The organism is Streptomyces sp. NPDC048277, from assembly GCF_040652235.1.
Classification (GTDB): domain Bacteria; phylum Actinomycetota; class Actinomycetes; order Streptomycetales; family Streptomycetaceae; genus Streptomyces.
In genome coordinates, this window is the sequence record NZ_JBEZLQ010000010.1 from 51,060 (window position 1) to 64,142 (window position 13,083).

General features: G+C 70.2%; 14 protein-coding genes. 4 read left to right on the plus strand and 10 right to left on the minus strand.

Annotated features, from left to right (window positions below; genetic code table 11):
* The first annotated feature begins 222 nt into the window (after positions 1-222).
* Both AB0D85_RS22200 and AB0D85_RS22205 read left to right on the plus strand, forming a co-directional pair.
* On the plus strand, positions 223-1,194 hold the full coding sequence (locus AB0D85_RS22200) for a hypothetical protein (protein WP_362322688.1): 972 nt from the start codon (positions 223-225) through the stop codon (positions 1,192-1,194).
* Positions 1,195-1,221: 27 nt separating this feature from the next.
* On the plus strand, positions 1,222-1,953 hold the full coding sequence (locus AB0D85_RS22205) for a hypothetical protein (protein WP_362322690.1): 732 nt from the start codon (positions 1,222-1,224) through the stop codon (positions 1,951-1,953).
* Between the two features lie 278 nt (positions 1,954-2,231).
* Here the strand turns inward: AB0D85_RS22205 and AB0D85_RS22210 are convergent, their stop codons facing one another.
* The 6 genes from AB0D85_RS22210 to AB0D85_RS22235 form a co-directional block, all read right to left on the minus strand.
* Complete coding sequence (locus AB0D85_RS22210; RefSeq protein WP_362322691.1) at positions 2,232-2,645, minus strand: PIN domain nuclease; 414 nt, start codon at positions 2,643-2,645, stop codon at positions 2,232-2,234.
* Positions 2,642-2,905 carry a type II toxin-antitoxin system VapB family antitoxin gene (locus tag AB0D85_RS22215; RefSeq protein WP_362322693.1) on the minus strand — a complete coding sequence of 88 codons (264 nt, stop codon included), beginning with the start codon at positions 2,903-2,905 and terminating at the stop codon, positions 2,642-2,644. The genes AB0D85_RS22210 and AB0D85_RS22215 overlap by 4 nt, the downstream gene beginning before the upstream one ends.
* Positions 2,906-2,984: 79 nt before the next feature.
* The gene (locus AB0D85_RS22220; RefSeq protein WP_362322695.1) at positions 2,985-4,214 is read right to left on the minus strand and encodes an ABC transporter permease; all 1,230 of its coding nucleotides are present in this window, start codon (positions 4,212-4,214) and stop codon (positions 2,985-2,987) included.
* Positions 4,211-4,909 carry an ABC transporter ATP-binding protein gene (locus AB0D85_RS22225; protein WP_362322697.1) on the minus strand — a complete coding sequence of 233 codons (699 nt, stop codon included), beginning with the start codon at positions 4,907-4,909 and terminating at the stop codon, positions 4,211-4,213. The genes AB0D85_RS22220 and AB0D85_RS22225 overlap by 4 nt, the downstream gene beginning before the upstream one ends.
* A complete protein-coding gene (locus AB0D85_RS22230; protein WP_362322699.1) occupies positions 4,906-6,156 on the minus strand; it encodes a hypothetical protein in 1,251 nt (416 codons plus the stop codon). The genes AB0D85_RS22225 and AB0D85_RS22230 overlap by 4 nt, the downstream gene beginning before the upstream one ends.
* The gene (locus AB0D85_RS22235; RefSeq protein ID WP_362322701.1) at positions 6,143-6,736 is read right to left on the minus strand and encodes a hypothetical protein; all 594 of its coding nucleotides are present in this window, start codon (positions 6,734-6,736) and stop codon (positions 6,143-6,145) included. The genes AB0D85_RS22230 and AB0D85_RS22235 overlap by 14 nt, the downstream gene beginning before the upstream one ends.
* Positions 6,737-6,829: 93 nt before the next feature.
* On the opposite strand from AB0D85_RS22235, the gene AB0D85_RS22240 reads away from it, so the two are divergent.
* Positions 6,830-7,519: a response regulator transcription factor gene (locus AB0D85_RS22240; RefSeq protein ID WP_362322703.1), complete on the plus strand. Its 690-nt coding sequence runs from the start codon at positions 6,830-6,832 to the stop codon at positions 7,517-7,519.
* Between the two features lie 48 nt (positions 7,520-7,567).
* On the plus strand, positions 7,568-9,283 hold the full coding sequence (locus AB0D85_RS22245) for a HAMP domain-containing sensor histidine kinase (protein WP_362322705.1): 1,716 nt from the start codon (positions 7,568-7,570) through the stop codon (positions 9,281-9,283).
* Positions 9,284-9,998: 715 nt separating this feature from the next.
* Here AB0D85_RS22245 and AB0D85_RS22250 read toward each other — a convergent pair.
* From AB0D85_RS22250 to AB0D85_RS22265, 4 genes are all read right to left on the minus strand, one after another.
* Positions 9,999-10,844, minus strand: a complete 846-nt coding sequence (locus AB0D85_RS22250) for a helix-turn-helix transcriptional regulator (protein ID WP_362322707.1) — start codon at positions 10,842-10,844, stop codon at positions 9,999-10,001.
* 79 nt (positions 10,845-10,923) lie between these two features.
* The gene (locus AB0D85_RS22255; RefSeq protein WP_362322709.1) at positions 10,924-11,889 is read right to left on the minus strand and encodes an alpha/beta hydrolase; all 966 of its coding nucleotides are present in this window, start codon (positions 11,887-11,889) and stop codon (positions 10,924-10,926) included.
* 53 nt (positions 11,890-11,942) lie between these two features.
* Positions 11,943-12,404, minus strand: a complete 462-nt coding sequence (locus AB0D85_RS22260) for a cupin domain-containing protein (RefSeq protein ID WP_362323284.1) — start codon at positions 12,402-12,404, stop codon at positions 11,943-11,945.
* 2 nt (positions 12,405-12,406) lie between these two features.
* Positions 12,407-12,865: a nitroreductase family deazaflavin-dependent oxidoreductase gene (locus AB0D85_RS22265; RefSeq protein ID WP_362322711.1), complete on the minus strand. Its 459-nt coding sequence runs from the start codon at positions 12,863-12,865 to the stop codon at positions 12,407-12,409.
* Positions 12,866-13,083 lie beyond the last annotated feature (218 nt).

Genomic DNA, 13,083 nt, shown 5'->3' on the forward strand with positions numbered 1-13,083 from the left:
GTGGTGAATCGCGACATGTTCAGATCATCTGATAAATGAGGGGGACATCTTGCCAGGTGGGAGGAGGTGCCGCAGGGTCTAGATGCCAAGTTGGGACGGTTTCGAGGCGAACTGGATTGAGATTGTCGCGATCAGGCCATTCTGTGGCCGGTATGGCATGCGTCATTGTGCGTCCGCCTACGATCATGTGTCACTCAATGAACCGCAGGCGGGGAGGCGGATATGGTCGGGGCGGCACGCCAACGGACCGTGTATTTCTTCGAGGTCGTCGAAGCTAAAGACGGCCAGCCCCGCATGGAACCGCAGCCCTGGCGGGACTTCCTTGACCGTGTCGCGGTCTCGGAGCCGCACGAGCGGATCGTGCGCAGCGCGGACGACCAACTGGTCGGGATCGTGGATACGGCGACCGAGGCCGACCATCTCCAGCTCGCCAAGATCACCGGTGAGGTACCGCACCAACTCGACCACAGCAACGGCACCATTGAAGCCTTGCAGCTCGCGGCCGGCACGGATGTCGTCCATGTGACCACGCTCTGCTTCCTGCCCTACGGAAACATCATCGGCGCCCTGCCCGGCGGTTTCTCCGCGCCGCGCGTAAGCGCCATCACCAAGTGGCTGAACGGGATCGGACTCCCGTGCGGCGAGGTCGTACTCAAGCCGGTCATTCACGCCCGAGCCCGTGAAAAACTCAACCGTATCGAGGCGGTGTCGGAGTTCACCGTGCAACTCGAAGGCGCCCCGGCGGACACGGTCAGTGCCTTGAGCGCGCGAGGCGACCTCGCGGACTCGTTGCGGAGCTTCGGACAGCGTCATCCCGACACCTCCATCACTCTCTCGCTGAAGGTTCCCAGGCGCGGAGGACGGCTGAGCAAACTCCGCAGGAACCGTGCCGCCACCCAACTGCGCAGTGATGTACTGCAGTTCATTCCCGACCTCGATGAGTGGATGGACGAGTCGGGTGTGGTGCGCTCGGTCAGCGGCCAGGTCGCCATGCGGGACCCACAACGACAGTCCCTGGAGTACGAGCCGCTCGACTTCCTGGCACACCGCATCACAGCGCAGTGCGAAGTGCCGATCGCGTTCACCGACGGCCGATCGGTCGATCTGCACTACGCCGTCGATGCGATCTTTGCCGCGGCCCGCACGCATGAAGGTGCGCTCCAGGAAGCCTGTCCGCACCGGCCGTTAATCTGAGCAGCAGCAAAGGAGTTGGGGGCCGACATGCTGGATTGGCTGTGGCGGCGATGGGTGGGGCGGCCGGCGGTGGACTGGATCCTCGCGCTGACGATCACCGGGGTGCATGCGGCGGCTGTGCAGATCGTAGGTGGCGGGGATGTGCTGGCCTGGCCTGGTAGGGAACAGAGGATCGCTGCCTACACCGCGACGGCGACCGTCGCCGCCGTCGTCGGCAGCTTCATCACCGCGGCCGTCACCCTGTACGCCACATCCACAGGGCAACGTATGCGCACACTGCGCACGCATCCTGTGCAGGGGCCGCAGTTCCGCCGGAACTGGATGAGCATCCTCAGCGCGACGCTGGTGATCTCAGGGCTGTGCCTGCTGGCCATCATCCTCGATACGACGCAGCGGGACCCAGGCGGGACACACTGGTTGGCCGAGGTGGCCATTGCTCTGGGGGTGGCGCGGGCGACGCGGCTGGTGTGGCTGTTCGGCAAAGTCATCGCGGGGGGGCGATATCGATCTCGCGGATGTCACGCTCACTCCGTCGGGGCCGGTCCCGACGTCGCCGCCGGTGCCGGTGCGGCGGCCGGGAGTGTGAGAGTTGTAGTGGCGGAGCCTCTGTACATCCGGAAGGGGAATCCGCTGTGCACCGTTTCGGAGCCCGTCTCCCAGTTGAGGGAGACGGCCCCTAGGCCGGCCGGGCTTGTTCATCCGCGACGCGTTCCGGACGCAGGTTGGACACAAGGATCGGAAAAGACTGACAAGGGCTGAGAAGGACTGAGGTGCCAAACCGCGTCTGACCTGGTAAAACGGCCAAGATGAGCATTGATCGACAAGGGCCGCCAAGATCCTCAAAGGACTCATAATCCGTCGGCCGTGGGTTCGAGTCCCACCCGCCCCACCAAGCAGGCACCTGACCTGCGGAAACGTCTCATCAGGGGTGCGGATTCAGGGCTTTGGGCTGCGGGGCTGAATCCGCTGCTCGTGAGTTCAACCGCCAGGCGGCCGGGTCGGTCGGAAGCTCGGTGGCCGTCGGCACCGCGCGGGCTCTACTGCCTGAGGTCGATCGTGCGGACCGGCTGTCCTGTGGTGCGGGCGATGGTTTCGAAGTCGCGGTCGTAGTGGAGCAGGGTGAGTCCCGCTTCTTCCGCGGCTGCGGCCACCAGGAGGTCCACGGGGCCCGCGCTGCGGTGTTCTCCCTTGGCGGTCAACTGTTCCTGGATGACGCGGGAGCGGCGGTAGACACCGTCGGGCATGGGACACCAGGCGTAGTGGGCGTCGAGTGCCGACTTCAGGCGGGCGCGGTCCGTGGCCGAGCGGGCCGAGTGGAGGACTTCCAGTTCGGTGAGGTCGCAGATGGCGACGAGGCCGGCGGCGATCCTGTCGTCCCATTCGGCCGTGTTCTGGCGGAGCAGGACGCGGGCGAGGGCGGAGGTGTCGATGAGGTAGTCGGCGACGGTCACGCGTCCGCTCCGGCGCCACGGTCATCGCGTGCCGCGCCCGCGCTCGTGGGGCGGTATGCGCGCTTGTCCATCAGCAGGTCGATGTCCAGAGCGCCTTCGGCCACCAGTTCGCGAGCTTCGTCGAGTGCCCGCAGGCGCCGGTAGCGGGCCGTGACCTCCCGCAGTGCCGTGTTGATGGTGTCGCGTTTGGTAGAGGTGCCGAGTTCTCTGGCTGCTTCTTCCAGCGCCTCGTCGTCGAGATCGATGACGGTCCGACTCATGGTGGCCTCCTCCACTTGAATGTATCAGGCGAAGTGTATCAAGATACAAGATCTTTTATATCTCGGGTGGTCCCGCACCTCACCCCGACGCCAGCGCCTCCGTCGGCGTCAGGCGGGCCGCCCGCACCGACGGGTAGACGCCCGCGACCATCCCCACCAGCACCGCTCCCCCGAAGCCGCCCATCGCGGCGGCCGACGGGACGACTACCGGCCAGCCCTGCCACACCGCGTAGCCGGCCGTGGCCAGGATCCCCATCACCGTTCCGGCCAGTCCGCCGAGCGCGGACAGGACAACCGACTCGGTGAGGAACTGCCCCCGGATCTGGCCCCGGCTGGCCCCCAGCGCCCGCCGCAGCCCGATCTCGCGACGGCGTTCCAGCACGGACACCACCATCGTGTTGGCGACTCCGATCCCGCCGACCAGCAGGGCCACACCGGCGAGGCCGAGGAAGAGCACCGAGAGCGTGGTCTGGGTGGCCCGCTTGGCGGCCAGCGCGTCGGACGGGCGGCTGACCTGCACCAGACCGGGCAGCTGAGGGTAGACGGTGGCGGGCAGCACGTCCCGTACGGCCTCGATGGAGTCCTCGCGGGCCTTGACGTAGATGACGGTCGGGTGCCCGTCGAACTTCAGCTGCTCGCGTGCCGCCTGCCAGCCGACCAGCACCGCACGGTCGAGGTCGGGGGAGAGGGGGGTCTTGGCGAGGATGCCGATGACGGTGAACCAGCGGCCGTTGACATAGATCTGCGATGCGGGGCCGCCCGGAGTCACCCTCATGAAACCGAGCCGGCTCGCGGCCACCGAGCCGAGGACGGCGGTGGGGAAACGGTCGGTCGAGGCGCTGAGGAAACGGCCGGACTGCACCGTGCCGTTGACCGCCTTGAGCAGGTTGTTCCTGGCCGCGAGGACGGGCAGCCCCGAGTAGTCGGCGGAGTCCACCCGGTCCGAACGGTGCACGGACGCATGGGTGTTGGCGACCGCGCTCGCCACGGTCACGGGACCGATGCGTGCCACCATGTCCGTGGCCGTCTCGGGGATGAGCACCGGCGGCTTCTGGTCCGGGACCGGCTGGACCTGCAGCATGTTGGTGCCGAGCGCGGTGAGTTGCGCCATCAGCGCCCGCTGACTGGAGGCCGGGATCCCGGTCACGACGACCAGCGTGGCGATGCCGATGGAGATGCCCAGCGCGGACAGAGCGGCGCGCAGCTTTCTCGTACGGATGCCCAGCAGGCCGAGACCGAGCAGGTCGAGCGGGGCCAGCCGGACCGGTTTGGGCGGGTGCTGCGGCTCGGCCCGCGGGGGCGTTCTCATGTCCGCACCGCCTTCGCCGCCGCGTCGCACGTGTCGGACAGGACGCGCCCGTCGCGAATCTCCACCCTGCGCGGCAGCCGGGCCGCGATGTCCCGGTCGTGTGTGATGAGCGCGATCGTGGTCCCCTCGCCGTTCAGCTCGGCGAGCAGATCCAGCACCGCCGCGCCGTTGGCGGTGTCGAGCGCACCGGTGGGTTCGTCGGCCAGTACCAGTGACGGATTGTTCACCAGGGCCCGGGCGATGGCGACGCGCTGCCGTTCGCCGCCGGAGAGCTGGTGCGGCAGATGGCCCGTACGATGCGCCAGGCCGACCCGGGCGAGGGCCGCGCGGGCCAGTGGGCGGCGTCGGTGGCGCGGAACTCCGGCGTAGAGCAGGCCGGTTGCGACGTTCTCCCAGGCGCAGAGCCCGTCGGTGAGGTGGAAGTGCTGGAACACGAAGCCGAGCCGTCGTCCCCGCAGGGCCGACAGATCCCGGTCGGTCAGCAGGGTGACGTCCTGTCCGTCGATCTCGACGGTGCCGCCGGTCGGCCGGTCCAGGGTGCCCATGATGTTGAGCAGCGTGGACTTGCCGGAGCCGGAGGGGCCGGTGATGGCGAGCAGTTCGCCCTGCTCCACGGTCAGCGACACGGCGTCCAGCGCCTTCACCCCGCCCGCGTACTCCATCGTCGCGCCGCGCACGGCGAGCACGGGTGTCACGAGGTCGTCACCACCTTCAGGCCCGCGCCGAGGCCGGTGCCGCTGATCTCGACCATGCCCTTGGCGAACAGCCCGGTCTTCACCGCGATCAGCCGCCCGCCCGGAAGCTGCACGGCGTATCCGCCCTCGCGCAGTGCGAGCAACGCGCCCACCGGTACGGCGAGGACGCCCTTGCGCGCGCTCCCCGCGAACGTCACCTGCACGGGGGCGGAGTCCAGCCGGCGCACGGCGGCCGTCTCGGCGAGTGAGATGGTCACGGTCAGCTGCGCGGGATCCGTGCCGGCCCCGCTGTCGTTGTCCGTCCCGCCCTGGACGATCCGGCCGACAGCCGTCACGGTGCCGCGCACCGTCGAGGTGTCCGGGAGGGCGACGGACACCGTGTCCCCGGACCGGATCGACCCGACCTCGGTCGGATCGAGCTGCACGGTGACCTTCCTGCCGGTGGAGGTGACCGAAAGCAGCGGCTCGGCGGCCGGGTCGCCCGGCTGCGCCTGTACGGCGGAGATCCGCACCTTGCCGGAGAGGGCCACGACGTCGCCGGGGCCCACCACGCCGGTCGGGGCCATTCCGACGTGCGTCTGCCACCGTTTGATCGCGCTGACGAGCGAGGCGGTGAGCGTCCCGTCGCCGCTCTTGACCCGGACCGGCGCCGCCGTCGTCGAAGCGGTCGCCGACGGGCCGGAGGACGGGTCCGTGCTCCCGCTCGGGTCCGGCGTCGGGGTCGGTGTGGCACCGGAGACCGGAGGGGTCACCCAGCTGCCCGGCGCCGGCTGGGCGCCGATGTCGTAGCCGAGCCGTACCAGGTTGTCGGCGACGACCTTCACATCGGTGCCGACCGTGCCCCGGGTGTCCAGCGTGCGGAACAGCGGGGTGGCGCCGTAGAACAACGCGACGGGCTGGTCGTCCACCCGGTAGAGCTGCCGCCCCCGGGTCACCGTGGCGCCCATGGCGGGCAGCCAGGTGACCGTGCCGTCCCCGGTGCCCTTGAGGGTGCGGGCCGGGCCGTAACCCAGCGTGCCGTCCAGCGTCTGCGCGTCGGACAGGTCGGTCCGCACCACGGCCGTCGTCGCGACCCGGGCGGAGTCCGTGGCGGTGCGGGCGGACGGCGAGCCGTGGCTCTGCCAGCCGATCACCGCGCCACCCGTCGCGGCGGCCGCTGCCACGACGACCGCGGCCACGGCGGCCGTCCGGCGGCGTGCGCGGCGGCGCGGAGCGACAGCGGCGCCGTCGGTGTCACTTTCCGCCACCGAAGGCCTCCACCTTGCAGTCGAACTCGATCTGGTTGGCCTTCGCGCTGTTCGGGTCGACCCGGCCGGGGTGGGAGGCGTAGGTCCAGCCGTCGCCGTCGGGAAGCGCCTCGACCGCGAACCCCTTGTCGTTCATGCACTTGATCCAGGTCCGGTAGTCGTCCATGTAGTGCGGGTTCTTCTGCGGGTCCATCTCCGGTGGCTGAATGGGCTGCTTCGACTCACACGCCTTGTACTCCTTGGGGTACTTGCTACGGGGGGCCTGCGTGAGGACGAGATTCCGCTTCCCGTCCTGCTTGGTGTAGCTCGGCAGGCCCTGGTGCACCAGGCAGAGCTGCCAGCTCTCCAGCACGTCCGTCTTCTCGTCGTCGGTCATGTCCAACCGCAGTTGGACACCGTTCTCCGAGCTGGGCGACGACGTGTTCTTCCCGCCGTTCGCCGACGGGCTCTGGAGCGAGGCGACCTGACCTGTGCCCTCGTCCTTGACGCCGCCGCCGGAGCCCGAGCCGCAGGCGGTGAGCAGGGAGAGGGAGAGCGCGGCCGTCGCGGCGGCCGCGTACCGGATGGTGGTGTTCGGCATGCCCGGTACCGTCGCCAAAAGGTATGAAGATCCTGTCAGACCGTCATCAGAATCCCGTTCGAATGGCTCGGACGGGTCATAAGGTCCACAAGCATGTGCGCACATGTCCTGGTGGCCGAGGACGACACCAAACAGGCCGAGGTGATCCGCCGCTACCTGGAGCGCGAGGGCCACACCGCCGTCGTCGTGCACGACGGGCGCGCGGCCATCGACCAGGCCCGCCGACTCCGGCCCGACCTCCTGGAGCTCGACGTGATGATGCCCGTCGTGGACGGCCTGGACGTGTGCCGCGTGCTGCGCCGGGAGTCCGAGGAACTGGTGGTGCTGATGCTGACCGCCCGCTCCTCCGAGGAGGACCTGCTGCTCGGTCTTGACCTCGGCGCCGACGACTACCTGACCAAGCCGTACAGCCCCCGCGAGCTGATGGCCCGGATCCGAACGCTGCTGCGCCGTGCCCGGCGCACGGGCGGCGCGGACGACCTCGTCCTGCGGGTGGGTGACCTCACCGTGGAACCGGCGCGCCATCAGGTGCGGGTCGGCGGCCGGGAAGTGGAGTGCACCCCGGGGGAGTTCGGGATCCTGGCGGCCATGGCGGAGCAGCCGGACCGGGTCTTCACCCGCCGTCAGTTGCTGGCCCGTACCCACGGGTCCAGCCCGTACATCACCGAACGGACCGTGGATGTCCATGTGCTGAACCTGCGCAAGAAGATCGAGCCCGACCCACGACGGCCCGTCCGCCTGATGACCGTGTTCGGCATCGGCTACAAGCTGACCGGCGGCTGAGCGGTGTGCGTCGGCCCCTTCGCCCACCGCAGCCTTCTGATACGGCTGTTGGCCGCCTCCGTGCTGATCGCGGTCTGCTCGGTCGCGGCCACCGCCTGGCTGGCCGCCCGGACGACCGCGCAGGCGGTCCGCAAGGAGCAGGGCCAGGTCCTCGCGGACGACACCGTCATCTACACGACCCTCGTGGGGTACGCCGCCACGCACCCCACGTGGGACGACGTACAGCCGGTCGTACGGGCCCTCGCGCGGCGCACCGGCCGCACGATCACGCTCACCGCCCGGGGACGCACCCGGGCACTGGCCCGCACCGGCCCCGTGGCCGCACTGCCCGACCGGGCGTCCGCCGTGGTCGACCCGCTCCATGTCGACGCGTCCGTGGTGACCGGCGGAGCCGCCGGCGGGATCGACCCCAGGGCCCTGGGCCCTTACCGGCTGACCGAGGCGGAACGACGCGTCCTGGACCCCTACGCCGGCAAGGTCCTGTCCTGTCTCCGGTCCGGCGGGTACACCGGACGGATCGCGCGCTGGGCGAACGGGCACCCGTACGTCGTGGTCGGCGACACCGACTACGACGTCAGGATCAAGGCCTCCCAGATCTGCGACACCGCGGGGCTGGAACGGCCCACCGCCGACGAGACGAAGGCGCTCACCCGGTTGCGGACGCTGGCCGCGGACTGTCTACGGCGCCACGGCCTGAAGCAGGACGCCATAGGCCTCGACTTCACGGTGCCCAACGGCTCCGCGACGGCGCAGACCTGCGTGGACTCCGCCCGCCGCGAGCAGCTCACCCCGTATGTGGCCCCGGCGGCGCAGCTGTACGTGGGTTCACCGTCGCAGGGGACGGGCACCGCGGTCTTCGACCTGTCGCCCGCCAACACCGTGCGCATCGCCGGTGTCGCGGGGCTGGTGCTGCTGGTCACCGTGTCGGTCACGGTCCTGGCCGGCATCCGCCTCGTACGGCCGCTGCGGGCACTGACCGAGGCCGCCCTGCGCCCGGCGGGCAGCAGCCCGGTGCGCGTCCCCGTCACCGGCAACGACGAGATCGGCCGGCTGGCCGCGGCCTTCAACGACCTCTCCGAGCGCCGGGAGCGTCTGGAGGAGCAGCGCAAGGCCATGACCAGCGACATCGCCCATGAACTGCGCACCCCGCTCGGCAACATACGCAGCTGGCTGGAGGCCGCCGAGGACGGCATCGCCGTGCCGGACACCGCCTTCACCTCCTCCCTCCTGGAGGAGGCCCTGCAACTCCAGCACATCATCGACGACCTGCAGGACCTGGCGGCGGCCGACGCGGGCACCCTGGCCCTCCACCCCGAGCCCCTCTACGTGCGGGACCTCCTCGAACACGCCGCCGCCGCGTACGGAGCCCGTGCCGCCGACGCGGGCGTGACCGTCGCCTCCGGCACGGCCGGCGACCCCGTACTGACCGCCGACCCGGTCCGGCTGCGGCAGATCGTCGGCAACCTGGTCTCCAACGCGGTACGGCACACCCCGCACGGAGGCAGCGTCACCCTGTCCGCACGGCGGGAGGTGGACCGGGTGCTGATCGAGGTCGCCGACACCGGAGCCGGCATTCCACCCGAGGACCTGCCACGCGTCTTCGACCGCTTCTGGCGAGCCGACAAGTCCCGCCACCGCCTTACCGGCAGCAGCGGCCTGGGTCTGGCCATCGTGCGCAGGCTCGTCGAGGCGCACGGCGGCACCGTGGCCGTTCGCAGCACCCCGGGTGAGGGGACGGTGTTCTCGCTGCGGCTACCCGCATGAGCGTGCAACCGCGCCCCACCGGTGCCGTCGCACCGCCCTCGCCTGGACCGCGACGGCGTCGAACACGAGCCCGCGGCCCGACGACGTGCTCACGCATATGCTCGACGGGAGCCGGGCAGTCCTCCGGCCAGTGGGTGGAGGTGGACATGGGGAAGGCCGGGAACTTCGACAAGGTCTTGCTGGATGCGGGCAGCAGCGTGAACGACTGTGCGCACGGCGGCACCGTTTGCATCGAGCCCTGCGACCCAGGACAGAGTCCGAGACAGAGCATCTGCGCGTTTGAAGGTGAATCCGCTGCGGGTGAGCTGGAGAGACGCTCCCGAACTGGGCGATCGTCTCGATACCCAGCCGGACCTGTCCCTCCGGGACGCGTTCTGGACGCAGGTCGGACACAAGGATCGGAAAAGACTGACAGGGGCCGAGGAGGACTGAGGCGCTAGACTTCGTCTGACCTGGGAAAACGGCCAAGATGAGCAATGATCGGCAAGGCCTGCCAAGATCGTCGAAGGACTCATAATCCGTCGGCCGTGGGTTCGAGTCCCACCCGCCCCACCAGTGCAGGTCTCTGGCCTGCGGAAACGTTCCTTTTTGGGTGCTGGTTCGTCAACTCCGCCTGAACGGACTGGATCCACTGCTCGCGGGCCGTACAGGGGCCGGGACGGCGCGGCCGTCCTCTCCCGGCCCGCTCGGGTGTCCCGGCGGGCGTCGCACCGGGTCACAGGCCGCGCAGGTTGTCCAGTTTCTCGGCGTCGTCGGTTCCGCTGTCGGCCGAGTAGGTGACGATACGGAGGTCGGAGCCGGGGACCATGAGGACGTCGAGGTCGAGGGCCAGGTCACCGACCAGGGGGTGCTCGATGGTCTTGCGGTCGCCGCCGTGGAGGCCCGCGGTGCCGTTGGACCACAGGCGGGCGAAGCGGGAGCTGGTGTGCAGCAGCCGGTCGACGAGCGCGGTGAGACGGGCGTCGTGGGGGTAGGCCGCTGCCGTGACCCGCAGGTCGGCGACGAGGGACTCCTCCTCGGCCTCGTCGCCCGCCCAGGAGCGGATCGGCCAGGCGGCGATGGAATCGACCCGGTGACCGCCGCTGGAACGGAACATCCCGGCGACGAGATTGCCCTGGTCCCAGCCGTAGGTACGAGGGTCGCCGACGGTGGTGGTCCACATCCGGTTCCAGCTGACCAGCGTCCAGTCGGCGGCGTAGACCGCGACCGGCGCATCGCTCAGCTGCCGGACGAGCCGATGCACCCTCGGCGGCACGTGCAGCGGTACACCGCCGCCGGCGGGCGGCGCGAGACTGGCGCAGCGGAACAGGTGGTCGCGCTCGGCGGTGTCCAACCGCAGGGCCCTGGCCAGGGCGGTGACGACCTGGGCGGAGGGATTGCGGGCGCGGCCCTGTTCGAGCCGCACCACGTAGTCGACCGACAGACCGGCCAGCCGGGCCAGTTCCTCGCGACGCAGACCGGGAATGCGCCGGGCGGCGTCGGTCTCCAGTCCGCTCGCCAGCGGCGAAAGGCGCTCCCGCCAGCCTCGCAGAGCGACGCCGAAGTGGTTCGTCGATGCCATGCGATCATCATCGTTCGATTTCCCTGCCCGGACAGGACCTCCTTTCTCACTTCTGGGTAAAGCCGGGGAGGTCTGGCGGTCACGGCTGGAGTGCGGCGTCCGGTGTGGCGTTCGGCGTGGCGTCGGATGCGGTGCCTTCGGCGGCTTTCGCGGCACGGGACCAGTGGGTCCGGGTGAAGGCGGCGGCGGAGTCCAGTGCCTCGTCGGCTTCGTCGAGCAGGGCGGCGAACGCCTGGAAGACGTGGGGGACTTGGGGCCAGACCTGGAGTTCGACGTGGACGTCGTGGTCGGCGGCGCGGGCTGCCAGTCGTACGGCGTCGTCCAGCAGGATCTCGTGCGAGCCCACCTGGATGAGCAGCGGGGGCAGGCCCGTGAGGTCGGCGAGGACGGGGCTGGCCAGCGGTTCGGTGCCGGGCGTCCGAGCGAGGTAGTCGCGGGCGCGGGTGCGCAGGGCCTCGGGGGTGAGGGCGGGGTCGAGGTGGGCCTTGCCGGTCGCGCTGGCGCCGGACACCGTGAGGTCGGCCCAGGGCGAGAACACCGTGGCCGACGCAGGCTGGGGCAGGCCCGCCTCCCTGGCCGCGACCAGCGTCGCGACGGTCAGGCCGCCGCCCGCGGACTCGCCGACGAAGGCGATCCGGTCGGCGGGGATCGCCTGGTCGAGCAGCGCGCGGTACGCGGCCACCGCGTCCTCGACGGCCGCGGGGAACGGGTGCTCGGGTGCCAGCCGGTAGTCGACGCAGACGGCACGGGCACCGCAGCGCCGGGACACGTCCGCGGCCAGGCCCGCCGCGTCGGCCGCGGAACCGATGGCGTAGGCCCCGCCGTGGAGGTACAGCAGCACGCGGGACGGGTCGCTGCCGGGTGTGTCGACGGTGACGACGGGCACGCCGCCGAGGTGCCCGGGGGCGGTCGTGACATCCGGAGGCAGCGGTATCGAGGTCATCATCTCGTGGAAGACGGCGCGCGCTTCGGCCACGTCGCCTCCGACGTCGAGCGGTGCGTGGCGGAGCATCTCGTCGAGGGCGCGGCGTTGTTGCCCGGACATGGTGGTGCCTTTCGTACAAGGGGTGCGGAGCCGGAGGGTGGTTGTGTCGGTGTTCAGCGGGGCGGGCCGAGGATGATCTGGCCGTAGAGGTCGGCGGCCTCGGCCATCCGGTCCTTGGATATCTCGAACCCCTCGGGCCGGGGGGTCGACAGGTCGCGTCCGGCGTGCCGGAACATGCCCTCGATGCCGCCGGGGGTGCAGATCATCAGCAGGTCGGCGGTGTCGGAGGTGATCCGGTAGCCGTGGGGGACGTTCCTGGGCAGGTAGACGATGCCGCCCTCCGTCAGCTCCATCTCCCGGTCGTCCGACCACAGCAGGGCCGTGCCCTTGATGAGCATGAAGATCTCGTCCTCGCGGGTGTGCATGTGGTACGGCGGCGCCTCGCCCTTGGCGACGCTGAACCGCCCGACGGTCAGCTGCCCCTCGGTGGCCGCGCTGTCCAGGAGTACGGCGAACTGGCCGCCGTCGAGCCATTCGAGTTTCTGCTGCTGATCCGGCTGGGCGAGATAGGCCATGCTCACGACGACGTCCGTCCTGTGCGGTCGGCGGGCGCTGTGCCCTCGCCGGTGGGAATGAGCGCGACGACGGGGATCACTCGTCGCGTCCTGCGCTGGTAAGCGGCGAAGCCCGGATAACGGCGGGCCTGCTCCGCGAACACGGTGTCGCGCTCGGCGCCGCGCAACTCCTCCGCCCGTACGGCGATTTCGTCGTCACCCACCTCGATCCGGACCTCGGGATGCGCGAGGAGGTTGTGGTACCAGTCCGGATTGCGGTCGGAGCCCGCCTTGGAGGCGAAGACCAGATAACGGCCCTGATCGGCCAGGTACATCATCGGATTCACCCGGGCCGCGCCTGAGCGCGCCCCTATGGTGTGCAGCAACAGCGCCGGGGCCCCGGCGAACCCTCCGCCCAACTGCCCGTGGTGCGCGCGGAACTCCTCGATATTGCGTTCGTTGAAACCGGCTGTGTCAGCCATTGACTCTCCGGCGGGGGAGGGGGGTGGACGGTCCCCGAGCCGGGCAGCGCGCGGTGTGCCGTGCCCCTGCCCCTGCCCAGGTCGGGGCTCCGGGCTCGGATCTTCATGGTCCTCTTCGGGAACCCGACGCCGCCAGACGCGAGGCTGAGACCAGCAGTACCACCCGACGGTTTCGGAGCGACGGGCCGACGGGCCGACGGGCCGACGGGCCGACCAGG